Genomic DNA, 23,383 nt, shown 5'->3' with positions numbered 1-23,383 from the left:
ATCAGAAAGTATACCTCTACGAAAACCCGAATTCAACAGATAAATGAAATAAATCAGGAATTCTTTAAGCTTTGAGAATCCCCCTTTCTACAATCTCTATCAGAGTATCTTTAATATCTTCCGGCTCCAGGTTAATAAAACCTTTAACGGAAGCGTAAAGGAGATTCTTAAGAGCACCTGATATTATCAAAATAACTGCCCTCGGGTGTAAGTTTTTGAAGATCCCTTTTCTAATGCCATCTTCAATTATTTTAGAAAGCTTTGAAGTATATCTATCGTACCACTCTGAAAGGTTAAGTCTTTCCTCGTTAGGGATAACAAGGCTTCCCACCTCCCTCATAAAGAGTTCAAAAAAATTTCTCTCATCCTCAAAAAAATCTACAACTGTTTCAATGTAAACTCTAAGCGCCTCTTCCGGTTCTTTTCCCCTTATGGCTCTTACTACTTTCTTTTCCAGCTCTTTAAGTTTAGTCTTGATAACATCTGCATAGAGCTCTTCTTTGCTCTCGTAAAACCGGTAAATCGTTCCCACAGAAACTCCGGCAGCCTCTGCAATTTGGTAGACTTTTGTGTTGTAGTAACCTTTCTCAGAGAAAACTTCCTCCGCGGCTTTAAGAATTCTCTCCTTCATCCTTTCCCCCCGAACTTCAGTTGTTTTAACAATTATATGCAATTCCTAATTAATAGCAGATTTAAATTAATCTTGTAATACATTAATTGTTCAGGAAAACTCTACTCAAAAATAACAGTTTTATTATCATATACGAGGATTTTATTCTCTAAATGCCACCTAACAGCCCTTGAAAGAACCACTTTTTCAAGGTCCCTCCCCTTCCTTATCATGTCTTCAACACTATCTCTGTGGCTTACTCTTACAACATCCTGCTCTATTATGGGACCCTGATCAAGCTCCTCAGTAACGTAGTGGCTGGTTGCTCCTATTATCTTTACCCCCCTTTCGTAGGCCCTATGGTAAGGTTTGGCTCCTACAAAGGCTGGAAGGAAAGAATGGTGGATATTTATTATCCTGTTCCTGAACCTGCTGACGAACTTATCGCTCAGTATCTGCATGTAACGGGCAAGGACAATTAAGTCAATCTCTTCCCTTTCCAGTAGCTCTATCTCTCTTTCCTCAACAGATAGCTTGTTCTCTTTCGTTTTTGGAAAATGGTAGAAAGGAACTCCAAACATCTCAACAACCGGTTTCAGGTCTGTGTGGTTGCTGATAACCAATTTCAGGTTGCCGGGGAGTTCCCCCGCCTTAAACCGGTAGAGAAGGTCGTAAAGGCAGTGGTCGTAACGGGAAACAAATATGGCAACGTTCTGAACCTCCGAGCTGAAGTGGAGCTGGTAGTCCATACTGAACTTCTCTGCTATCGGTTTGAAGGCTTTTTCTATCTTAGATTTAGGAAATCTAAAGCCGTCAAGCTCCCACTCAATTCTCATAAAGAAGATTGATTTCTGGAAATCTATGTGCTGATCCGCATGGACGATATTCCCGTTATTCTTAGCTATAAACCCGGTAACCTCTGCAAGTATCCCTTTTCTATCGGGACAGGAAATCAGAAGAGTAGCCGTTTCCATTTACCTCTCCTACTCTACAGTAACGCTCTTTGCAAGGTTCCTGGGCTGATCAACGTCGTATCCTAAAAAGTCGGCAATATAATATGCAAAAAGCTGGAGAGGAACAACGTTAACAACGGGTGAGAGATACTCATCAACCTCGGGAACCTGGAGTATAAAATCGGCAAGTTCACCAACTTTTTTAACAGAAGGATTCGTTACAGCAATCACTCTTCCCTTCCTAGCCTTTACCTCTTCAATGTTTGAAATAACCTTTTCCAGAACCTTACCCTTTGTTGCCACCACAACTACAGGTACATTTTCATCAATCAGGGCAATAGGGCCGTGTTTCATTTCGCCGGCAGGATACCCTTCTGCATGAATGTAGGAAATCTCCTTGAGCTTCAGGGCACCTTCAAGGGCAATGGGATAGTTAACGTGCCTTCCAAGGTAAAGGGCATCTTTAGCTCTGTAAAACTCAAGAGCTATCTTTCTGACAACTCCTTCTTCTTTCTCAAGGTTTAAGAAGGTCTCTAATTTTGATGGGAGCTCCATCAGCTCCCTGAGATAGCGCTCCACTTCTTCAGAAGAGAGAGTTCCTCTTTCTCTTGAAAGGTAGAGGGTAAAGAGGAAAAGGGCTGTAAGCTGAGTGGTAAAGGCCTTGGTTGAAGCAACGCTAATTTCAGGGCCGGCATAGGTGTAAATAACCGTGTCAGCTTCCCTCGTTGCTGTTGATCCGATAACGTTACAAATTGTGAGGAGTTTTGCTCTTTCCTTTTTAGCAAGCCTCATTGCAGCAAGCGTATCGGCCGTTTCACCAGACTGGGTTATTGAGATAACCAGAGTCTTTTCGTCAACTATCGGGTCTCTGTAGCGGTACTCTGAGGCATAATCAACTTCTGTTGGAATTTTTGCTATGTTTTCTAAGTAGAACTTGGCTATAAGGCCGGCGTGGTAAGAGGTTCCACAGGCAACAATCTGAATCCTGTTAAAGGAGTTAAGGTCTATTCCCTCAAGTTCCGTCTCTTTTCTTAACCAGCTCAGGTTACCGCTTATCGTATCGGCAACGGCCCTGGGCTGTTCATTTATCTCTTTCAGCATAAAGTGTTTATAACCGGCCTTCTCAGCCAGAGAGAGAGACCAGGGAATCGTTACAGTCTGTTTCCCAACCCTTTCTCCATTCAGATCAAAAACGGAAACCTGTGAAGAGGTAACTGTTGCAATTTCAAAGTCGTCAAGGAAGATGACTCTGTTTGTGTAGGAGAGGAAAGCGGGAACGTCTGAGGCAACGAAGTTTTCGCCTTCTCCGAGGCCGATAACTAAGGGGCTGTCTTTCCTTGCAACGAAAACGGTATCGGGCTGGTGGAGTGTTATGACAGCTATGGCGTAGGAACCCTGAAGTCTTTTAACGGCACTGAGGAAGGCTGTGAAGAAATCGGAGGAGTGTTTAAGCTCTTCCTCAATGAGGTGAACGATAACTTCTGTATCTGTCTGAGAGGTGAAGGTGTGACCTTTTTCTGTAAGCTCCCGACGGAGCTCCGCATAGTTCTCAACTATCCCGTTGTGAACCAGAGCTATCTTTTTGGTACAGTCAAGGTGGGGATGGGCATTGACATCGTTCGGTTTCCCATGGGTTGCCCATCGGGTATGGCCAATTCCAACGTTTGAGTAGACGGGAACCCGGCGGAGCTCCACTTCAATGTTCCTTATCTTTCCCTGTTTTTTGTAGGTGAAGATCTCACCGTCAACTATAAGTGCAATGCCTGCCGAGTCGTAACCTCTATACTCAAGCCTTTTTAAACCGTCAACAATTACATCTTTTGCGTTGTCTTTCCCGATGTAACCCACAATTCCGCACATTAAATTTCCCCCTGCAGATGTTCAGATTTATTTTTGAAGTATACCAGCCAGAGGAGAGACCAATGAAGGATCTGTTCTGTGAAGATACGATTGCTGCAATAGGAACTTCCATAGGTAAGGGTGCAATAGGAATAGTGAGAATTTCCGGGAAAGAGGCTCTGAAAATTCTGAAGAAGATGTTCAGAACGAAAAAGGGAAAGGTAAAAGAGGAGTTTGAAGAGAGAAGAATGTACTACGGATTTATTGTTGACAGGTTTGGAGAGCCGATAGACGAAGTTCTTGTTGTTTATATGAGGGGGCCAAAAAGCTTTACAGGAGAGGACGTTGTTGAGATACACAGCCACGGGGGAATAGTTGTTGTAAGGAAAATCCTGAGGGAAGTTCTACGTAGAGGTGCCCGGCTTGCAGAGCCGGGAGAGTTTACAATGAGGGCTTTCCTAAACGGAAGAATTGACCTGACACAGGCCGAAGCGATAAATGAGCTTATTGAAGCAAAGAGTGAACTCTCTGCAAAGGTGGCACTGAAACAGCTTGAGGGAGCTCTCTCAAAGAAAATAAGGGAGATAAGGGATTTCATATTAGAAACAAGGGCATACGTAGAGGCCGCGGTTGATTTTCCAGAAGAGGAGGTGGAAATAATTGAGAGGGGAAAGGTCAAGGAGAGGTTGTTTGAAGCTGTAGACAGAATTGAGGAACTCCTTAAAACCTACAGGGAAGGAAGACTGATAAAGGAAGGGATAAAAGTGGCAATTGTGGGAAGGCCAAACGTTGGAAAGTCATCACTCCTCAACGCACTGTTGCAGGAAGAGAGGGCGATAGTTACAGAGATTCCGGGAACAACGAGGGACGTAATAGAGGAGACGGTAACGTTCAGAGGGCTTCCCTTGAGACTCATTGACACAGCTGGAATAAGAGAAGCAGAAGATAGAGTGGAGAGAATTGGGATTGAAAGGAGTCTGAAAAAGCTAAAAGAGGCAGACGTTGTTCTCTTTCTCATTGACGGCTCTGAAGGTTTTACAGATGAAGACAGGGAAATACTTGGTCAGATTGAGAACAGAGAGAAAGTGATACTGGTTGTAAACAAGAAGGATTTAGGGCTGAAGTTCACCTGTAGAGATGCAGAGAGTTTAGGAATTAAACGTTGCGTTGAGATAAGCGCAAAAAAGGGAGAAGGCATAGAGAAACTGGCGGAGCTCATTACTGAACTTGTGATGCTTGAGCCGGAAGCGGTTGTTGGAGGAAATGAGGTTGTTATCACGTCAGAGAGGCACAGGGAGCTCCTTGAAAGGGCAAAAGAGAGCCTGCTCAGGGCAATCAGAACCCTTGAATCGGGTATAGAGTCTCCAGAGTTCCTCTCTATGGACCTAGAAGATGCACTGAAATCTCTGGGAGAGATAGTTGGAGAGGTGACTACTGAAGATATGTATGATATTATCTTTTCCCGATTCTGCATAGGGAAGTAGAATGGAAAAGAGCAACAGGATACAGCTGATAGTGGTAAAGGACGAACTGGCCAACTACAAAAGGTTCAGCGTTTCAAAAAGGGTGATAGTGACAGTTGGCACAGTATTTGCTGTGTTCCTGGTATTTCTCTCTATCTTCTCCATCTACGCTGCATCTAAACTGATGGAGCTCTCCAGGTCTGAAGGGAACTTGAGGGACGAGATATCCCGCTTAGAGCTGGAGCTCTCTCAGACGAAAAGGGAAAATGCAGAGCTTAAGGAGACAGTAGCCAGACTGAAAATGGAGAAAAAAGAAACCGTTGAGGAGCTGGCAAAGAGGTTAGAGATAATAAACTCTCTCATGAAAAAGGTCGGACTGAAAGTTGACACGTCTGAAGGTGAAGGTGGAACCGCTATTCCAATTTCAAAAATATTAACCGAAAACGATGTTAACGTAGACCTCAGCTCACTGATACCTCAGGTTGATAGAATGATAAGGGAGTTTAAAACTGTTCCTATAGGGTATCCAACTTATGGAAGGATAACCTCTCTCTTTGGCCTCAGGATAAACCCGGTTACCGGAAGACCGGAGTTTCACTTAGGTGTTGACATAGCGAACAGGTGGGGAACGCCGATAAGAACCCCGGCAGATGGAAAAGTTATAAGGGCAGGCTACTGTGGACTTATGGGCAGGTGTGTTGAGATTGACCACGGAAATGGAATAGAAACCTACTACGGCCACCTTTCCAAAATTCTCGTTCATAGAGGGGAAAAGGTAAAAAGGGGAGAGATAATAGGCCTGATGGGAAGCACCGGAAGGAGCACAGGTCCCCATCTACACTACGCCATAAAGTTCAAGGGTAAAATAGTAAACCCAAAAATATTCCTGGAGGCCCCCCAGAATGTTAAAGAAGAAGAGAGAGGAAGAAATAGGAGAGGTTAAAAGCATATTAGCAGAAGGACTAAAAATAGAAGGAAACGTTATCTCAGAAGGAAAGATAAGAATTGACGGAGCAGTTGAAGGGGATGTAAACGGAGAATACGTGATATTTGGAGAAACGGCAACAGTAAAGGGAAATGTAAGAGCAAAAAGTGTTATTGTGATGGGAACAGTTGAAGGAAACGTAGAATCTGAAAGACTTGAGCTGAAAAGCTCAGCAAGGGTAAAGGGAGATATAACTGTAAAGGAACTCTCCGTAGAACCGGGAGCTTCCATAGAGGGCAGAGTTTTAAGCGGAAGTTATTTAAGTCCTTCTATCTCTTCTAACGAAACAGCAGAGTAGGTGGAAACCGAAGAGATGATAACCGGTTTACCCTCAAGGTAAGAAACTAAGTTTTTCAGATCCGTTCCTTCCCCGACGAAAAAGACCCTTCCCCCTAAAGAGAGACCGGCAGGTTTTATGTTAAAGAGCCGGAAGTAACCCCTGCCTTTAACGGAGACGTAACCTGTTGTGTAGTCTGGGTCGTCGGAAATACAGAGCTCCGCCAGAACGTCAGGGTGGTTCAAAACTTTTGTTGAGAGAGTTAGAGCATCTCTGAAGTTTTCTGTATATCTGCTCCCTGCAAGCCTTTTCAGTTCTTCAGCAGCTTCATCTGTAATGTCTATGTAAGAGACTCTAACTCCCCGTTCACTATCGGGTTCAAGTCTTTTTCCCGAAGGAATTTCAACGATGGCTGCCCCCCTCATTACGCCACCTGAAGGCGAGATGCCCTTAAGGAGCTGCATGTAGAAACGGAGACCTAAAGAGACAGGAACATCAGACAGGGAAAAGAGCTTTTCAAGTAAAGTTTTGATGGGAACTCCCCCTTTCACTTCATAAACGGGAAGCGCCTTGAGGTAAACGGGCTCCTCTTTTAGCTCCTCCACCTTAACAGAGATAAAGTCGGGCTTTCCACGGGAGTGGTTCCTTGCACGGTTAAAGAGGGAGAGGACTACCTCGTCAAGCTTCTCTTCAGGAACTATCCTCTCTGCACCGGAGATGTGAAGCCCACCCTTAGAGCTCCTCATCTTTACGCTGAAGAGAGCCATTGACCTCTACCTTCAATGGATTTCTGAACCACAGGTCGTTCTGAGGGAACGGAATCTCAACACCGTTTTCTCTGAAAAGTCTGTTTATCCTCTCGTGGAGAAGGGACTTTATGCCAAAGGCGACGTCCTTTCTCTCCACGTAGTAGATAAGCTTAAAAATAAGAGCACTATCTCCAAAGTTTGTAAAGTAAACAGAGGGCGGCGGATTATCAAGGATGCCGTCAATCCCTTCTGTAGCTTTTAGAAGGAGCTCCTTAACCTTCTCAACGTCTGAACCATAGGCAACTCCAACTTCCACAAAGTCTTTCACCTTTGGGTCAGGGTAGAGGGAGTTCTCAATAACCCCCTCTGTGAGTTTTGAGTTGGGAACAGTTATCAGGTTATTCCCCGAAATTGTTAGGATTCTCGTTGTCCTTAAACCAATGTCGTAAACGTAGCCTTCCACATCAATGTCCTTTATGTAAACCCTGTCTCCTATCCTGAACTGTCTGTCTGTTACAAGCATTATTCCTGAGATAAAGTTCTTTATCGTATCTTTGGCTGCAAGACCAACTGCCAGAGAACCCACGCCCAAGGACGTAATTAGAGAGGTAACGTTAAATCCCAACCTGTCAAGAACGGCAATTAGAGCAATGAGAACTATAAAAACGTTCACAATCTTTGAAATCATTGAGTAGTAAGTATCAATCAGTGGAGCCTCGTTGGGCGAAACTTTCTTCTTTACCCTCTCAGAGAACTTCTCAAGGAGAAGGTCCGACAGCCGCACTACGATGAAGGTTGCTATAAAAACGTAAAGAATGAAAAAAAGTGTGTTCAGAATACTCATCAGTTTAGAAGGCAGGTTTAACTGAATAACGGAAAGGTTCAAGAAGAGGAGGAACAGGAAGTAGGATATCCAGGAAGAAAGGCTTATCATTATCTTTTCTGCCTTTGTTATCTTCCTGTCAAAGAGGGCAACTCTAACGATGAAGGCTTTTATAAACCGTTTACTCCACAGGGAAAGAAGGGCAAGGAGAAAGAAAAAAAGGGCGAGAGTGTACTCAACCTTTATCCAGGGAAAAGCCGTTGATACGGTATGGACAACGCCCTGTTTCAGTGAAGAGAGGAAATTCCCAGGCTGTTGAACCATTAAAGGTCCTCCCTGGTAATGATAAAGGTTACAGGGCCGTCGTTCACAATATGAACCTTCATATCTGCGCCGAAAATCCCCATTTGAACAGGGACTCCCTCCTCTCTACACTTCTCAACAAAGAGGTTGAACATCTCCTCTGCCCTTGAAGGCTCCTCTGAGGATTGAAAACTGGGACGGCGCCCCTTCCTGCAGTCTGCAGCTAAAGTAAAGTTGGGAACGATGAGGAGCTCCCCCTTAACATCCTTAACTGAAAGGTTCATCTTACCGCCAGAATCTTCAAATATCCTGAGCTCAACGATCTTCTTTGCCATCTTCTCAACGTAAGACTTAAGGTCCCCCTTCTCAAATCCTATCAGAACAACAAGGCCTTTGCCTATCTCTGCAACAGTTTCTCCTGAAACGACAACCTTTCCTGAAAGAACTCTCTGAACGCAGGCTTTCATACCTCACCCCTGAAACCAAAGGTGTTTTACTCCGTCAACTATAAACTGGGAGCCGAGAGCTCCCACAAAAAGCCCGAATATCCGAACTGTAACATTGATACCGGTCGTTCCTAACTTCCTGGCAAAAAACGAAGCCTGAGAGAGAATCAGATAAGTAATCAGGGTTGAAACTGCAATGGCCGAAAGGAGCTCCCCAAAATGAAGTAAGTCTCTAACTTCTTCTCTGAAGATGAGAAGGGTTGTAAAGGCACCAGGACCAAAGAGAACCGGAATTCCAACGGGAACTATAGAGATGTCCTCCTTTTCGGCTGCAGCTGAATCCTCTTCCTCAGTGTGTTTGGTTCTGGGCGGTTTTGCCTGAAGCATCTGGAAGGCCATATGAAGGAGTATGAGGCCGCCAAAGATCTTTATGCTGAAGATGTTAACTCCCATGAGTTTCAAAAGAGCTTCCCCCGAAAAGACCGTAACCAGAGAAGCAATAAGAACAGTTAAAGAGGACTTAAAAGCCACCCGCCTTATCTCCCTGACAGACTCAACAAGGCCTGCCACCATAATGGCGGCAAAGATGGGATCCATTATCACGAGAAGGGAGATAAGGAACTTCAGGAAACCCATAACTTTCTCCAGAGGTAGTCAAAAAGAGTAAATAAGAAAACGGTCAGAGAAATGTAGCCGTTAAGGTTGAAGAAAGCATAACCTATCTTTGACCTGTCTTTAGAAACCAAAACGTGCTCTTTAACCATAAAAAGGGTAGAGAGGAAAAGCCCCAGATAGTAAAAAAATCCCATGTGCTCAAGGATACCAACCAGTATAAGCCCTGCAAGGGTTAGAATGTGAAAGAGGCGTGAAATAAGGAGAGCTCTCCTCTCACCAAGCTTTGCCGGTATAGAATAGAGGCCCTCTTTTCTGTCAAACTCAAGGTCCTGAAGGGCGTAGATGATGTCAAAACCGGCAACCCAGAGGGCAACAGAAAGGGTAAGTATAAAGGCCGGAAGGTCAATGGTTCCCCTAACGGCAACCCAGGCTCCTAAAGGTGCAAGGGCAACGGCAACTCCAAGAACAATGTGGCAGAGAGCTGTAAACCGTTTTGTAAAGGAGTAGAGAGTGAGGATGAATATGGCAACCGGAGAGAGCTCCAGGGCCAGCCTGTTCAGTTTATAGGCAGCATAAACCATAATGGCAAATCCTACAAAAGCCAAGAGAAAAGCCTCAGAGCGCTTAACCAGCCCCCTCGGAATGTGTCTGCTGGCAGTTCTCGGATTTCTGGCGTCAATTTCGGCATCTATGGCTCTGTTTAAACTCATTGCGGCAGTTCTGGCTCCAAAGAGGGCAACAGTTATCCAGAAGAGCTGGTAGAGAGTGGGGAAACCGTTGGCCGCCATAAGGGCAGCAGTTAGAGCAAAGGGAAGGGCAAAGATGGTGTGTTCAACTTTTATAAGTTCCATGTAGGTTTTTAAACGGCCAACAATTCCCATCAACCGTTCCCCTCTAAGAGTTGAAGACACTCCCCGATGTGTTTAAAAACGTAGTCGGGACGGAACTCAGGTTCAATACTTTCCAGAACAGACAGATCTTTATACTTTCCGCTTAAAACAAAAACGGTTTTAAAACCGGCAACCTTTTTACCCTCTGCAAGGTCTGTAAACGGGTCGTCGCTAACCATGTAAACCCTTTTTGGGTCTGAAATTCCAAGGAGTTCAAAGGCTCTCTCAAAGTACTCTTTAGAGGGCTTGCCAAAAGAAACAACCGGCTTGTTTGAGGCGTAAGAGAGGGCTTCTGCAATTGCTCCAACGCTGGGGCCGACAAGGCCGTCCGGGTCTAAAATGAGCCTGTTCCTGTGGAACGCAAAGAGCTCTGCTCCCTCAAGAACGAGGGCAGAAGTGGCGGTTTTGAGCTTTCCGTAGTTTATCTCCCTGTCCCTTCCAACAACAACGGCATCAACCCTGTGGTCATCTCTAACGTCAAAACCTTCTTCTCTAAAGAATTCCTTAACTTTTTCCGTCCCTAAAAAGTAGATGCTTTTTACTCCCCTCTTTTTCAGGAAGTCGCCGGCAAGGAGAGAGGGAGAGAGGAGTTTATTCCTATTAATGCTGAACCCCTTTTCCCTCAAAATCTCAACAAGATTTCCCGGCTTCTCTGTAGAGTTGTTGGTGGCAACTATCCAGGGAATCCCTCTCTCATCTAAGTAACGGGTAAACTCAAGGGCTTCCGGAAACGGAGTGTAGCTTTTATCCTTAACCAGAGTCCCCTCAAGGTCAAGGAGAAACCCTACCATCTCTCTCCTCCAGCTGTGAAGATATAACGGCGGCGATTATATCACCTAAAACGTTTACGGCTGTTCTGCACCTGTCAAGGAACCAGTCAACTGCAAGGATGATTCCTATACCCTCTGTTGGAACTCCTATAGACTGGAGAACCAGAACCATCGTAACAAGGCCAGCTTCAGGAATTCCGGCAGCACCTATGGCGGCAAGTGTTGCAGTGAGGAAAACAGCAACGTACTGGGAAAAGGAAAGTTCTATCCCATAGCTCTGGGCAAGGAATATGGCAGCAACGGCCTCGTAGAGAGCTGTTCCGTCCATGTTTATGGTAGCTCCAAGTGGAAGTGTAAACTCTGCAACTTCCCTCTTAATTCCGGCGGCAATACTCTTTGAGAGGGTTACGGGAAAAGTGGCAGAAGAGGAAGCAGTTGCAAAAGCCGTTAGAAGCGCCTCTTTAACCCGGCTTATGAGAGAATAGGGATTCCTTTTAGCAAAGAAGAAGTAGAGGAGAGGAAGGGTTATAAAACCATGGATAAAAAGGCCGGTCAGAACTGTCAAGACGTAAACGCCCAAAGAGACGAATAGGGTTTTCAGAGCGGGAGCTCCCCCCATCTGAGCAACCTTTGTGGCGATAAGGGAGCAGACGCCAACAGGAGCCAGAGCGATTACCCACCCGGTAAGTTTTAGAAGGGCAGCATCAAGCTCGGAGATGAGCTGGCGAAGAACAGTTTTCCTGTTCCAATCAATTGAAAGAAAGGCCAATGAGAAGAGGATTGTTGAGACAATTACAGGAAGAACGTCAAAGTTTACAAAGGCTTTAAAGATGTTAGAGGGGACAAGCGAGAGGATAAGATCTTTAAAGCTAAAGGTTATCTCTCTATGAAACTCTGAACCGCTAAAGGGAACTGAAACTCCCGGCTTAAACAGGAGAACAACTGCAATACCGGTAACAACGGCAAGGGCTGTTGTAAAGGTGTAGTAGAGGAGAGCTCTCACTCCAATCTGCCTGAACCTCTCAACGGTTTCCATCTTAAATATGGCGTTGGCTATAGAGACAGTTATAAGCGGAAGAACGACCATTTTAAGGGCGTTCAAAAAGAGCTCACCTACAAAAGAAGTCTCTTCAGAAAAAGAAGGAAAGAGAGCTCCTAATACAAAACCTAAAATAACTCCACCTACCATAAAGAGAAGAAATCTGCTCTTCACAACACCTCCACTGCTGTTAAATATACCGAATTGGAGCAGAAGGCTTAAATTTCAGGTTCCGAAAACCGGAAAGCGAGGAGAGAAGATGGGATTCAACTGCGGAATAGTAGGCCTTCCGAACGTAGGTAAATCAACGCTTTTCAACGCCCTGACAAACACAATGAAAGCAGAAGCTGCAAACTACCCATTCTGCACCATTGAACCAAACGTTGGTGTTGTTGAAGTCCCAGACGAAAGGCTCTACAGAATTGCAGAAATCGTAAAGCCAAAAAAAATCACTCCCACAACGATAGAGTTCGTTGACATAGCAGGGCTTGTTAGGGGGGCAAGCAAGGGAGAGGGTTTGGGCAACCAGTTCCTTGCGAATATAAGGAACGTTGACGCAATTGCCCACGTTGTAAGGTGTTTTCAGGACGAGAACGTTGTTCATGTAGACGGTTCCGTAGACCCTGTAAGGGACATAGAAACGATAAACCTTGAGTTAGTCATGAAAGACTTAGAAAGCGTTGAGAAGAGACTCCAGAAGGTTTCAAAGCAGGCAAAGAGCGGAGACAAAAAGTTGAAGGCCGAAGTTGAAGCTCTTGAGAGGCTTAAAGGAATACTGGAAGAGGGAAAGAGGATACACCCGTTTTTAGAAGAGTTAGGAGATGAGGAGAGGAGGGTTGTGGGGGAGCTCCAGCTGTTAACGGCAAAACCGGTAATGTACGTTGCAAACGTAGACGAAGAAGGGCTATTTGAGGACAACGAACTGGTGAAAAAAGTTAAGGAGTACGCTGAAAGAGAGGGAGCTCCCGTCGTAAAGATATGTGCAAAAGTGGAAGCTGAGCTCAGTGAACTTCCAGAAGAGGAGAAAGGAGAATTTTTGAAAGAGTTAGGAATGGAAGAGCCAGGTCTCAACGCCGTAATAAGGGAAGGATACAGGCTCCTTGATTTAATAACCTTCTTTACAGCCGGAGAGCCAGAAGTAAAGGCCTGGACTGTTAGAAAAGGAACCAAAGCGCCCCAGGCTGCAGGGAAAATACACTCAGACATAGAAAGAGGGTTTATAAGGGCTGAAGTAATAAGTTATGAAGACCTGATAAAGGAAGGCTCCATACAAGCCTGTAAAGAGAAAGGACTTATGAGGCTTGAAGGCAAAGATTACGAAGTTCAGGACGGAGACATAATCCACTTCAGGTTCAACGTTTGATGGAGACAGAAGGAGTAGTTCTTAAAAGTAGAGACCTGGGAGATAAGCTCAGGCACCTTTCTGTCTATACAGAGAAAATAGGAAAACTCAACCTTATAGTAAAGCTTCAGTCAAAGGAGTTTCCGATAAAGTATGAACCCTTCTCTGTTACCCGTTTCAAGCTCCAGCAGAAAGGAGAAAAGTGGGAAGTTCTTGAAAGCAAATTGGTTGAGGAGAACTTCCCAAGAAGCAGAAAAGAGTTCATCTACAGGGCAAAGATATCTAAAGTTCTGCTACCCCTTGACCTTCCGCCAGGTATAAGAGTGTACCGGCTGGTAAAGATGTACATGAGGGAGAGGGGAACTCCCCCAACCTACGCCGCCTTTATAATGAAGTTGATTTTCCTTGAAGGACTTATGCCCAGACTTTTTAAATGTGTTGAATGCGGCTCACGTGAAATTGCAGGATTTTCTGTTGAAAAGGGAGGAGTGGTCTGTAGAAAGTGTAAAGAAGAAAAAGATCTCAACTGGAAAAGGGCTGTGTCTAAAGAGGTCTATCTCTTAACAAAAGAACCCCTTGAAGAGTTAAAGAAGAGGAAGTTCAGATGGTTAAACTTAATAGAAACAGTCGCCGAGAAACATTTAAAGTTTAGGTCTGAAAGGTAATTCCGATATAATTCTTTAAATAGATTCGCAAAAACCAATTAAAGAAAGAGAGGTAAAGATGGCACCGAAGGTTCTGGTTTTAGGGGGAGGAATAGGAGGCGTTGAGGCCGCCTTTGCACTGTGCCATAAGTGTTTTGACGTTGAACTTATCTCAGAGAGAGAATTTCTATACATCTATCCAATCTCAATCTGGATACCAACCCACGAGTACGACTGGGAAGACGTTACCGTTCCCCTTGAAGAGATAGCAAAGGTTAACGGCTTCAAACTGACAATCGGTAGAGTAGAAAAGATATCAACTGCCGAGAAAAAGGTTTACCTGACAGACGGAACTGTAAAAGAGTACGACTACCTTGTAATAGCCATAGGTGGAGCAAAGGTTAAACATAAGGGAAGTGAAAACTTCCTCTCAATCTGTGGAAAACCGGAAGAGTCTTTAAAGATAAGGGATAAAATTGATGAACTGATAGAAAAGGGAGGAGGAGTAATAGCGGCAGGATTTGGTGGAAACCCGAAAGACCCTTCAGGTGTAAGAGGAGGACCTGCCTTTGAGTTTGTTTTCAACTTAGACTGTTACTTTAAGAAGAAAGGAATAAGGGATAAATTCCAGCTCCACTTCTTCGCACCAATGCCCAAACCGGGAATAAGACTGGGAGAGAAGAACGCAGAAAAAGCCTACAAAATGCTTGATAAGCTTGGAATAAAAAGGCACTTTGGAAAGAAGATAAAAGAATTTAAGCCCGACGGAGTTGTATTTGAAGACGACTCCTTCCTGAAAACAGATCTAACGATGTTCATTCCAGCAACAGACGGCCACCCGGTGTTCAAAAACTCAGACCTTCCCCTTAACGAGGCCGGATTTGTAAAGATAGAACCCAGCTGTGCAGTCCCGGGAACAGACGAAACAGTTTGGGCAATAGGCGACAGTGCTGCACTTGAAGGGCCCAAGTGGAAGGCTAAGCAGGGACACATAGCAGAAGTTATGGCAAGAATTGTGGCGAGGAACCTTGAAAATAAGGTGAAGGGAGACCCGAAAAGGGAGGAGTACATACACCACCTTCACATTCTCTGCCTCATGGACATGGGACCATGCTGGATGAGCGGAGCTCTGGTCTACAGGAACGACAAAAGGGCTTTAATGGTTCCCCTTCCTTTTATAGGCCACTCCCTAAAGAAACTGTGGGGCTGGTACTACAAGGCAAGCAAGCTGAAGAAAATTCCAAGAATCCCGGGATTTGACGCTCCGTAATGGAGAGGTTTGGAATTTTTGAAACGGTAAGGGTGGAAAAAGGGAAACCTGTTCTAATTGAGTACCACTACAGGAGGATGGTAGGGAGCTCCCACTCCCTTAACATCCCTTTTTCTCTAACACTTAACGAGTTCAAAGATAAAGTAGCAGAAGCTGCCGGAACTGGAACAAAGCTGGTTAGGTTCACCATCTTTAAAAACGGAAAAACAGAAATAGAAACGAGAGATTGCCTGAAGAGGAAATCTGTCTCTCTCCTTCCTGTATACTCTGTAAAGAGGTGCTTTTCTGCCCTTTCCCTTCACAAAACGGTAGATATTATGGATTCTCTTTATGCACTTGAAGAGGCAAAGAGAAAAGGTTTTGACGAAGCTCTACTTTTCAGCGATAAAGGGTTCGTTTCAGAAACGGCCTTTGCAAACCTATTCTTCTACAAAAAGGGTATTCTATTTACACCTTCCCTGAAAACGGGATGTCTTCCTGGAACAAGGAGGGAATTTATAAAAGAGGTATGCCGTGAAATGGGAGTTCCTTTAGTTGAAGGTTTCTTTGAGATGAAAGAGCTCCTCTCATCAGATGAAGTATTCATAACCAGTGCAAGGGAAGACATCTGCCCTGTCAGGAAAATCGGCCCATATCCGTTAAAAGAAATAAAAGGAAAACCCTTTTACGAAAGGTTGAAAACAGTTATAGGAGAGGTGGTGTTTGGGTAGCGTTATTTACTTTGCATACGGCTCAAATATGGATGTTAAACAGCTTAAAGAAAGGATAGGTGATAGTTTTGAAATTTTAGGACCTGCAGTTCTTAAAGACTACGCTCTGAAATTCAACAAAATTTCGGTTAAAAGAGGGGGCTGTGCAAATATTGAACCGGCCAAAGGAGAGGAAGTATGGGGTATCCTGTTTAAACTCAATGAAGAACAGATAAGGAAGCTTGACGTATTTGAGGGAGCTCCCTATCACTACAGAAGGGTAAACGTGAAAGTTCAAACGAAAAAAGGAGAAAATTTGGAAGCGGTTACTTACGTAGCATGTGAGGAATTTAAGAGAGAAGGATTGAGGCCTTCTGAAGATTACCTCAAACACCTTCTCTCTGCAAAGGAAATGCTACCAGAAAGTTACGTAAAAAAGCTAACAAGTCATAGAAAATAGTAAGTCTACTTATTCAGAGAACTGAATATGGCCTCTAACTTCTCCTTTAGAGTTTCAGCTGTAAACGGTTTCACAATATAGTTGTTAACTCCGGCCTTTATGGCCATAAGAACGTTCTCTTTTTTTGCCTCGGCAGTAACCATCAAAACTGGAAGGTGTTTCAGCTTCTCATCGCTCCTTATAGCCTGAACAAGCTCAATTCCAGTCATATTGGGCATGTTCCAGTCTGTAATAACAAGACCATATTTATCGGGATTCTGACGTAATTTCTCAAGGGCTTGCTTTCCATCTTCAGCTTCATCAACGTTCTTATACCCTAACTGGGCAAGAAGAGTTTTCAGAATCTTCCTCATTGCCGCCATATCATCAACAACAAGAATATTTATATCTGGATTCGGTAGTGCCATTTAAACCTCCTCATTTTGTAATTGCATACTGGTGAACCAGCTTAATTAAATCCGGAGCATCAAATTTTACAAGATGGGCATCTGCGCCAACGTACTTACTCTTATCAACGTTAGCTCTGTCACTAAGAGATGTGTTGATTATAACGGGAATTTTGGAGAGCTCCGGATCTTCTTTCACCTTACGGGTAAAGGTTAAACCGTCCATACCGGGCATCTCAATATCTGAAATTATGAGCTGAACGTAATCTGTTATGTCTTTACCCTGGGCCTTAGCCTCCTCAAGCCACTGGTGGAGCATCTGAAGGGCCTCAATTCCGTTCTGTGCCTCGTAAACCGTGTGGCCGTCTGCCTCAAGAATCCGCCTGATTATCTTCCTTGCAACGGGGCTATCATCAAGGATAAGTATCTTAAAGTGACCTTTCTTCTCTATTCCTTCTATGTCTTTCTTAATCTCTTCTTCACCGAAAATCTTAATCATTCCAAGCTCGTCAAGTATTCCTTCAAAGTCTAACAGCAGAAGGAGTTTATTGTCCTCTATCTCAACAACTCCAACAACCTTACCACCCAACTTTTCATCAATGCTCTTAGGTGGTCTCTTAATATCTGCCCACTTTATACGTCTTATCCGTTTAGCCTCGTGAACTATTACACCAACTATCTCTCTTAAGAACTCCATAACAATCACGTAACGGCCGGCGTTGGGTGGCTCCTTTATCTTCATCCATCTAGCAAGGTTGATTATGGGAACCATCTGCCCCCTGATCTTTGCAAGTCCTTCCGCCTCAGGGGGCAAACCGGGAGCTTTAATAATATCTTTAGGGCGAAATATCACCTCCTTAACCTTAGCAACGTTAACTCCCAATATCCACTCATAAGTAGAACCATCATCAAGAACCTCGTACATCCTGAAGTCAATTATCTCAAGCTCGTTGGCACCGGTCTCAAGTATCTTTGGAAGGAGCTCTTTCTTCTTAGCCATAACTAAGCCCTTTCATCGCTTTTTTGTTTAGAAAGAACAATCTCTGCTATGGCCTTTATGAGCCTCTCAGAAATCCTGTTAACAACATCGGAAATCTCCTGCTCTTTACCCTTAATTTCCTCAAGATCATCGTTGTTCATAGCAACGAAAAGTTCTTTAAGGAGAAGCTTAACCTCAAAGAGATCATCTTCAACACCTTCAAGAATATCTCTAAGAGCAGGATACTTCTGGAGGAGCTCTGCAATTTCCTTGTTCTGGAAGCTGAGACTCCTTATAAGACTATCAACTTCGGCAATGAGGGAAATATCGGGGTTAAGATCTTCAATAAACTTGGCCTTAACAACATCGTTAACTTTAGCGGTAAAGTTACCAAGCTCTGCCAGTTTATCAAGAAGAACAGCTGCATCACCAAGCTTGAAGATGTAGAAGGTTTCCCAGATTTTGTGAAGGCTTGTATCTGTCTTCTCTGCAATCTTAATTATCTTGTCGGCCTGCTCTCTAACCGACTGAACAACGTTGTTGGCCTTGTGGATATTCTTAACGATCTCTTCTGTTTTTTCTTTCTGAACTGCAACAACGTTAGACAGGTCATTTATAACTTTCAGAACTTCTTCTGAAGAACCTTTCAGGGTAGCGTAGGTTGACTGGTTCTCTTTAAAGATGTTCATTCCATCTTCAACGGCAACAACGCTTTTGTTCGTAATTTCGGCAGTTTTAACCATCTGCTCTCTCATGTTCTTAACAACTTCTCTGATCTCTGTAGCAGACTTGTTCGTCCTCTCTGCAAGTTTCCTAACTTCGTCGGCAACAACGGCGAATCCCCTTCCTGCCTCTCCAGCTCTTGCAGCCTCTATGGCAGCGTTCAGGGCAAGGAGGTTCGTCTGCTCTGTAATAGACGTAATAACTTCAACAACCCTATCAATCTGCTCTGTTTGAAGTTGCAGTGACTTAACAACGTCTTCCATCTCTTTTGTAATGTTCCTTATATACTGCATCTGGTCTATAGACTCAAGAGTCTTCTTCTCAGCCTCTTCAAGCTTAGAAAGGACAAACTGGTAGTTTTCCATAAGCTTTTTAGAAACCTCTACCAGCTTATTAACCGTTTTCTCTATTTCATCGGTTGCAACTATCTGGTTTTCAGATAGCTTAAGAACTTCTTTCAGCTCTTTTATTGCAATGGAAACGGCAACTATTGTTGCAAGGTTGTTAACCAGAGACTGTTTTGTTGCCCTGAGGTTTTGAAGGAACATTCTCCTTGATTTTTCAAGCTGATCCTGAATTTCCTTTTCAGCAGTAGCATCTTTCCATGTTGCCATGTAGTATCTTACAGAACCATCCCTGTTTGCAATAGCGTGGCGGTAAGAGGCCATAACGTAAGGACCAACCGGAATATCTGCGTTTTTCTTGTGCTCTCCTGGGCGGGTAGCTTTGAGGAGTTCTTTAACCCTTTCAGGGTCTTTGTGAAAGACGTGAATGCTTGTACCGATAAGCTTATCCGGATCAACGCCGAACTCACTGATAAATACGTCTCTCCACTTGTTGGCTATCTCAAGAGCTCTCCTGTTGGCGTAAACGATCTCATTACCAGCACGGCCCGGTTTAAAGTCTGGAGTAGCAAGGAAAATAGCCTCTTCCATAAGGGAATCAAGGATCTGCTGGTACATGTATATATCGTTGTCCATCTGGTCAACTTTCTTCTTGTAGTTTTCTACTTCCTTAGATAGCTCAAAGTTCCTCTGAGAGAGCTTTTTCAGTTCTTCCTGAAGGGAGCTCTTCTCCCTTTCGCACTCTTCACACTTCTTCTGGAGCTTCATGTTTTCAAGTTTTAACTTTTCCAGCTCTCCTTTAAGCCGCTCTATTTCCCTCCTCTCACCTGAACAGAACATCTCACTCCTCCTGATTAAATATTGATTCAACGTTAAGTAAAATAAGGAGTTCTCTATCAAGCTGAACAACACCAGATATAAACTTCACGTCAATTCCTATTGTTCCAATCGGTTCAGGAAGTATGTCACTTTCGGGGAACTTTACAGAACCAACTATCTCATCAACGATTACCCCAACTTCCCCTTTGGGAGTTTCAAGAATAACTATTTTGTTCCTCTGATATATATCATCGGGAATCTGATAAGGAATCCTTAGATGCTCCTTCAGGTTTATGACAGGAACGATCTTTCCCCTCAGGTTCATAACACCTATAACAAAGGATGGAGCCTTCGGAACAGGAGTTAAATCTCTGTTGTTGGTTATCTCTATTATCTGCTCTATAGGAACACCCACAAGCTCTTCGTTGAGCCTGAAAGCTATTACTTGAACTTCCTTCTCGTGTACTTCTCCTATTAACTCCTCAACTCCTAAAACACTACGTTCTTTCTCTTTCACCTCTTCACTCATCTCTTAACCCCAATAAGCTTTGTCCTGTAGTCAGAAAGTAGAGAATTCAGATCCAGTATAAGGACGACTCTTCCATCTCCAGCTATGGTTGCCCCTGCTATTCCAGGAATGTCGGAAAGGAGCTCCCCTAAAGATTTAATAACTATCTCTTCCTCTCCAAAGAGCTTCTCTATAGAAACGGCAATTAACTTCTCACCAACTTTAACGATAACAACAAACGCTTTCTCATTGTTATCAGGAACTTCTAACAGCTCGTTCAGAGAAAAGAGAGGAAGAACCTCATCTCGCAACATGAAACTTCTGAAACTTCCCACCTCTTTAACCTGGTCTTCCTGATACCTGACTATCTCAACAACCGAGTGGAGGGGAACAGCATAAACCTGACCGTTACAGCCGAGCATGAGAGTTCTGATAATTGCAACTGTAAGAGGAAGTTTTAAGAGAATTGTAGTTCCTCTACCGGGCTCACTGTCTATCTCTATAGAGCCCCGCAGGGAGTGAATTGTACTGGCGACAACGTCCATTCCAACGCCACGACCTGAAACATCACTTACCTTATCGGCCGTTGAGAATCCAGGAAGGAAGATGAGCTCGTAGGCTTCTTTATCGCTCATTTGAGCTGCCTGCTCAGGGGTTATCAATCCCTTTTCAAGAGCTTTTTTCTTTACCTTCTCAGGATCAATGCCCCTTCCGTCATCCTGAATACCAACAACAATGTGATCTCCCTCGTGGTAGGCAAAGAGTCTGATGGTTCCAACTTCCGGCTTCCCTTTAGCAACTCTCTCTTCTGGTGGTTCTATACCGTGGTCTAAAGCATTCCTCACAAGGTGGATGAGGGGATCTTCAAGTTTATCAAGAATGGATCTGTCAAGCTCCGTATCCTCACCTTCTATGATAAGCTGAACTTTCTTGTTGAGCTTTCTGGCAAGGTCTCTTACAAGGCGGGGAAACTTACTGAATATCTTTTTAATTGGCTGCATTCTCAGTTTCATAACAGCGACCTGAAGGTCGCTAACAGTTCTATCAAGGCTTGTTACGGCCTCTACCAATTTTTCAACCGCTTCTGTACGACACTCTTTTTCAACATCCTGCGTGACTCTGAGAATTCTGTTTCTGTCAAGAACAATCTCTCCAACCAGGTTCATAAGGTTTTCTACCCGTTCAACATCAACTCTTATGGTTTCAGAGCTCTTCTTTTCCGTTTTCTTTGCAACAGCTTTCGGTTTTGAACTGGCAGAAGATGAAGATTTAGAAGAAACTGCCTTCTGAGAAGCTGTCTGCTCTTCTAGAGTCTCTCTTTTCTCCTTCTCTTTTTTCTCTTGAGGTGGTGCCTCTTTTTTCTTTATAAGGTCTTTAACGTCTTTCCCCTCTTCAATTAGCTTCTCTATCTCAGGGATAACGTCCATAGGACGTTTATCTGGTGGCATTAGGATGATCTCTTCCAATATGCCTGCAAGGTCTTTATCGGGATACTGAAGTATGAGTTCCTTCAGTTTATCGGATATTCCATCAACAAACTCTATTTCTCCTTCCTGAGAACCGCTTTCTTCTCTACTACCTTCAGAAGAAGCTGTAGAAACCGGAGATTCCCCCTTCAGAACTGCATCTAAACGGGAAAGGAGCTCCTCTATCTCTTCCATGTCGGGGAGCTCCTGGCTATCCTTTAGCATCTGGAGGGCCTCTTTTAACTTGTCAATACCCTCTAAAATAACGTCCATAATCTCGGGAGTGAGAGTCATTTCATCGTTTCTGAGCTTGTTAAAAATGTCTTCTATCCTGTGAGCAATCTCAACGATAGGGGTAAGGTTGAGAAAGCCTGCTCCTCCCTTAAGTGTATGCATTCCCCTAAATATTTTGTTCAAGAGTTCTTTATCTTCTGGGTTTGATTCAAGGTCAACCAAGTCCTGGTCTAAGTTCTCAAGGATTTCCTCAGCCTCTACCAAAAACTCTTCTAAGATCTCCTGAAGCTCCTCTGGAATCTCTACCTTCATCGCCCCATCTCCTAAAGGCCAAACTGCTTCATAATTTCATCAACTTCAGATTGGGAAACTTCTTTCTTCCATTCAAGCTCTTCAAGCTTTTTCCTTATCTCTTCTTTCTCTTCCTCTTTCTCTGTTTCTTCAAGCCCAGCAACTAAAGCAACCCTAACTATGCTCTTTTCAAGGTCAAGGAGAAAATCCCTTACCTTTAAAAGCCTTTGAGCCATAATATCCTGAAACTCAAGAAGAGTTAAAGCATTCATAAGAGTAGTAAGAACCGACTGGATGAGAGAAACGGCTTCTTCTTTCCCTTCTCCTTCAAGGCTTGAAACTATCTCAACTGCCTTCTGCAGCTTCTCCATTGAATCACCAATAACTTCAATAAGCTTTTTAGTAGCCTCTTCACTCTCGCTAATTGCAGTGTCTATATGTTTATTAACGGCTTTAAATCCTTCTCTTTTAGAGGAAACCTTTGAAAGCTCATCTTTAAAGGATTCAATTAGAGTAAGGAGCTCTTTTATCTCCTTCAATAGTCCTTTCTCCATCCCATCCTCCTCCGAACCGTGAATCGTCAGTCAAAATAATATAGGAAAGGAAGCTGACGGGAGCTCCCATTTTCTTTAGTCCTCTTTAAGCTCTTTAAGGAGCTGAGATATATCTATATCAAGCATATCTACACTCTCCTGGGTTTGGAACGGAGTACTTGCCTTAGAACTTCTTGCAATTTCCGAAAACCCTGAAACAATAGGCCTTCCCTTCTCGTCAAACCCGGTGGCTATTACAGTTACCTGAATTGAACCTTCAAGCTCATCATCAACAGTAACGCCGAAGAAAAAGTTTGTATCGTCTCTCTTCGCCCTTTCCTTAATAAGACCGGCAGCTGCGTAGGCTTCGTCAAGGGTGAGGTCTGAACCACCGCTGATGTTTACAAGTATCCTGCTGGCTCCTTCAACCTGAACGTTCTCAAGGAGGGGGTTGTCTATGGCCTTACGGGCTGCAGTTAGAGCTCTATCCTCTCCACTGGCTTCCCCTATCCCGATAAGGGCATAACCACCGCTGTGCATAACCGTTTTAACATCTGCAAAGTCAAGGTTTATAAGGCCGGGCTTTGTTATCACCTCCGTTATCCCCTTCACCGCCTGATAGAGAACGTTATCTGCCAGTTTAAAAGCGTTAAGGATGTTCATATCCTTAGGTGCAATGGTAAGGAGCTTCTGGTTAGGAATAACCATCAGTGTGTCAACAAACTCTTTCAGCCTTCTGATACCAGCCTCTGCGTACTCCTGACGGCGCCTGCCCTCAAAGTCAAAGGGCCTTGTTACAACTCCTACAGTCAGTATTCCCATATCTTTGGCTATCTTTGCAACTATCGGTGCTGCTCCCGTTCCCGTTCCTCCACCCATTCCGGCAGTTATGAAGACCATATCTGAGCCTTCCAGCACTTCCCTTATCTTGGG

The 23,383-nt window shown here is 44.0% G+C and carries 25 protein-coding genes; 8 read left to right on the top strand and 17 right to left on the bottom strand.

Features of this window, described 5'->3' with window-relative positions; translation table 11 throughout:
• Window positions 1-64: 64 nt before the first annotated feature.
• From F8H35_RS08070 to glmS, 3 genes are all read right to left on the bottom strand, one after another.
• A complete protein-coding gene (locus F8H35_RS08070; RefSeq protein WP_472573034.1) occupies window positions 65-631 on the bottom strand; it encodes a TetR/AcrR family transcriptional regulator in 567 nt (188 codons plus the stop codon).
• A gap of 101 nt (window positions 632-732) precedes the next feature.
• Entirely contained in the window at window positions 733-1,584 is an 852-nt protein-coding gene (gene purU, locus F8H35_RS08065; RefSeq protein WP_472573033.1) for a formyltetrahydrofolate deformylase, read from the bottom strand.
• 9 nt (window positions 1,585-1,593) lie between these two features.
• Window positions 1,594-3,423, bottom strand: coding sequence for a glutamine--fructose-6-phosphate transaminase (isomerizing) (glmS, locus tag F8H35_RS08060; protein ID WP_472573032.1), 1,830 nt, complete (start codon window positions 3,421-3,423; stop codon window positions 1,594-1,596).
• A 62-nt stretch (window positions 3,424-3,485) separates the two neighbouring features.
• On the opposite strand from glmS, the gene mnmE reads away from it, so the two are divergent.
• From mnmE to F8H35_RS08045, 3 genes are read left to right on the top strand one after another with little or no spacing between them, the layout of a single operon-like run.
• Entirely contained in the window at window positions 3,486-4,886 is a 1,401-nt protein-coding gene (mnmE, locus tag F8H35_RS08055) for a tRNA uridine-5-carboxymethylaminomethyl(34) synthesis GTPase MnmE (RefSeq protein ID WP_472573031.1), read from the top strand.
• 1 nt (window position 4,887) lies between these two features.
• Entirely contained in the window at window positions 4,888-5,808 is a 921-nt protein-coding gene (locus tag F8H35_RS08050; RefSeq protein ID WP_472573030.1) for a peptidoglycan DD-metalloendopeptidase family protein, read from the top strand.
• Window positions 5,768-6,148 (top strand): bactofilin family protein, encoded by a 381-nt coding sequence (locus F8H35_RS08045; RefSeq protein ID WP_472573029.1) that lies wholly within the window; start codon window positions 5,768-5,770, stop codon window positions 6,146-6,148. The genes F8H35_RS08050 and F8H35_RS08045 overlap by 41 nt, the downstream gene beginning before the upstream one ends.
• Here F8H35_RS08045 and F8H35_RS08040 read toward each other — a convergent pair.
• From F8H35_RS08040 to F8H35_RS08010, 7 genes are read right to left on the bottom strand one after another with little or no spacing between them, the layout of a single operon-like run.
• Window positions 6,106-6,894, bottom strand: a complete 789-nt coding sequence (locus F8H35_RS08040) for a 6-carboxyhexanoate--CoA ligase (protein WP_472573028.1) — start codon at window positions 6,892-6,894, stop codon at window positions 6,106-6,108. The genes F8H35_RS08045 and F8H35_RS08040 overlap by 43 nt on opposite strands.
• Window positions 6,860-8,023, bottom strand: coding sequence for a mechanosensitive ion channel family protein (locus F8H35_RS08035; protein WP_472573027.1), 1,164 nt, complete (start codon window positions 8,021-8,023; stop codon window positions 6,860-6,862). The genes F8H35_RS08040 and F8H35_RS08035 overlap by 35 nt, the downstream gene beginning before the upstream one ends.
• A complete protein-coding gene (dtd, locus tag F8H35_RS08030; protein ID WP_472573026.1) occupies window positions 8,023-8,469 on the bottom strand; it encodes a D-aminoacyl-tRNA deacylase in 447 nt (148 codons plus the stop codon). Before dtd ends, F8H35_RS08035 begins: the two co-directional genes overlap by 1 nt.
• A 3-nt stretch (window positions 8,470-8,472) precedes the next feature.
• Window positions 8,473-9,084 carry a MarC family protein gene (locus F8H35_RS08025; protein ID WP_472573025.1) on the bottom strand — a complete coding sequence of 204 codons (612 nt, stop codon included), beginning with the start codon at window positions 9,082-9,084 and terminating at the stop codon, window positions 8,473-8,475.
• Window positions 9,072-9,944 (bottom strand): UbiA-like polyprenyltransferase, encoded by an 873-nt coding sequence (locus tag F8H35_RS08020; protein ID WP_472573024.1) that lies wholly within the window; start codon window positions 9,942-9,944, stop codon window positions 9,072-9,074. The genes F8H35_RS08025 and F8H35_RS08020 overlap by 13 nt, the downstream gene beginning before the upstream one ends.
• On the bottom strand, window positions 9,944-10,744 hold the full coding sequence (locus F8H35_RS08015) for an HAD-IIA family hydrolase (RefSeq protein WP_472573023.1): 801 nt from the start codon (window positions 10,742-10,744) through the stop codon (window positions 9,944-9,946). The genes F8H35_RS08020 and F8H35_RS08015 overlap by 1 nt, the downstream gene beginning before the upstream one ends.
• The gene (locus F8H35_RS08010) at window positions 10,725-11,936 is read right to left on the bottom strand and encodes a dicarboxylate/amino acid:cation symporter (RefSeq protein WP_472573022.1); all 1,212 of its coding nucleotides are present in this window, start codon (window positions 11,934-11,936) and stop codon (window positions 10,725-10,727) included. Before F8H35_RS08010 ends, F8H35_RS08015 begins: the two co-directional genes overlap by 20 nt.
• Before the next feature lie 85 nt (window positions 11,937-12,021).
• On the opposite strand from F8H35_RS08010, the gene ychF reads away from it, so the two are divergent.
• The 5 genes from ychF to F8H35_RS07985 are packed head-to-tail and all read left to right on the top strand — an operon-like array spanning window position 12,022 to window position 16,167.
• Window positions 12,022-13,125: a redox-regulated ATPase YchF gene (gene ychF / locus F8H35_RS08005; protein ID WP_472573021.1), complete on the top strand. Its 1,104-nt coding sequence runs from the start codon at window positions 12,022-12,024 to the stop codon at window positions 13,123-13,125.
• The gene (gene recO / locus F8H35_RS08000) at window positions 13,125-13,769 is read left to right on the top strand and encodes a DNA repair protein RecO (RefSeq protein WP_472573020.1); all 645 of its coding nucleotides are present in this window, start codon (window positions 13,125-13,127) and stop codon (window positions 13,767-13,769) included. Before ychF ends, recO begins: the two co-directional genes overlap by 1 nt.
• A 58-nt stretch (window positions 13,770-13,827) precedes the next feature.
• The gene (locus F8H35_RS07995) at window positions 13,828-15,018 is read left to right on the top strand and encodes an NAD(P)/FAD-dependent oxidoreductase (RefSeq protein ID WP_472573019.1); all 1,191 of its coding nucleotides are present in this window, start codon (window positions 13,828-13,830) and stop codon (window positions 15,016-15,018) included.
• The gene (locus F8H35_RS07990; protein ID WP_472573018.1) at window positions 15,018-15,728 is read left to right on the top strand and encodes an aminotransferase class IV; all 711 of its coding nucleotides are present in this window, start codon (window positions 15,018-15,020) and stop codon (window positions 15,726-15,728) included. Before F8H35_RS07995 ends, F8H35_RS07990 begins: the two co-directional genes overlap by 1 nt.
• Entirely contained in the window at window positions 15,721-16,167 is a 447-nt protein-coding gene (locus F8H35_RS07985) for a gamma-glutamylcyclotransferase family protein (protein ID WP_472573017.1), read from the top strand. Before F8H35_RS07990 ends, F8H35_RS07985 begins: the two co-directional genes overlap by 8 nt.
• Window positions 16,168-16,172: 5 nt before the next feature.
• On the opposite strand, the gene F8H35_RS07980 is transcribed toward F8H35_RS07985, so the two are convergent.
• The 7 genes from F8H35_RS07980 to ftsZ form a co-directional block, all read right to left on the bottom strand.
• Entirely contained in the window at window positions 16,173-16,574 is a 402-nt protein-coding gene (locus tag F8H35_RS07980; protein WP_472573016.1) for a chemotaxis response regulator CheY, read from the bottom strand.
• 10 nt (window positions 16,575-16,584) lie between these two features.
• Window positions 16,585-17,553 (bottom strand): chemotaxis protein, encoded by a 969-nt coding sequence (locus F8H35_RS07975; RefSeq protein ID WP_472573015.1) that lies wholly within the window; start codon window positions 17,551-17,553, stop codon window positions 16,585-16,587.
• A gap of 2 nt (window positions 17,554-17,555) precedes the next feature.
• Window positions 17,556-19,439 carry a methyl-accepting chemotaxis protein gene (locus F8H35_RS07970; RefSeq protein WP_472573014.1) on the bottom strand — a complete coding sequence of 628 codons (1,884 nt, stop codon included), beginning with the start codon at window positions 19,437-19,439 and terminating at the stop codon, window positions 17,556-17,558.
• 1 nt (window position 19,440) lies between these two features.
• Complete coding sequence (locus tag F8H35_RS07965) at window positions 19,441-19,947, bottom strand: chemotaxis protein CheW (RefSeq protein WP_472573013.1); 507 nt, start codon at window positions 19,945-19,947, stop codon at window positions 19,441-19,443.
• Complete coding sequence (locus tag F8H35_RS07960; protein ID WP_472573012.1) at window positions 19,944-21,938, bottom strand: chemotaxis protein CheA; 1,995 nt, start codon at window positions 21,936-21,938, stop codon at window positions 19,944-19,946. Before F8H35_RS07960 ends, F8H35_RS07965 begins: the two co-directional genes overlap by 4 nt.
• Window positions 21,939-21,949: 11 nt before the next feature.
• On the bottom strand, window positions 21,950-22,471 hold the full coding sequence (locus tag F8H35_RS07955) for a hypothetical protein (RefSeq protein WP_472573011.1): 522 nt from the start codon (window positions 22,469-22,471) through the stop codon (window positions 21,950-21,952).
• 75 nt (window positions 22,472-22,546) lie between these two features.
• On the bottom strand, window positions 22,547-23,383 hold an 837-nt coding region (gene ftsZ, locus F8H35_RS07950), incomplete at its 5' end, for a cell division protein FtsZ (protein WP_472573010.1).

It is taken from the genome of Thermovibrio sp. (genome assembly GCA_015488335.1).
Taxonomy (GTDB): domain Bacteria; phylum Aquificota; class Aquificia; order Desulfurobacteriales; family Desulfurobacteriaceae; genus Balnearium.
Note: the sequence above shows the minus strand (reverse complement) of the source record. Positions and strands in the feature narration are given on the sequence as shown.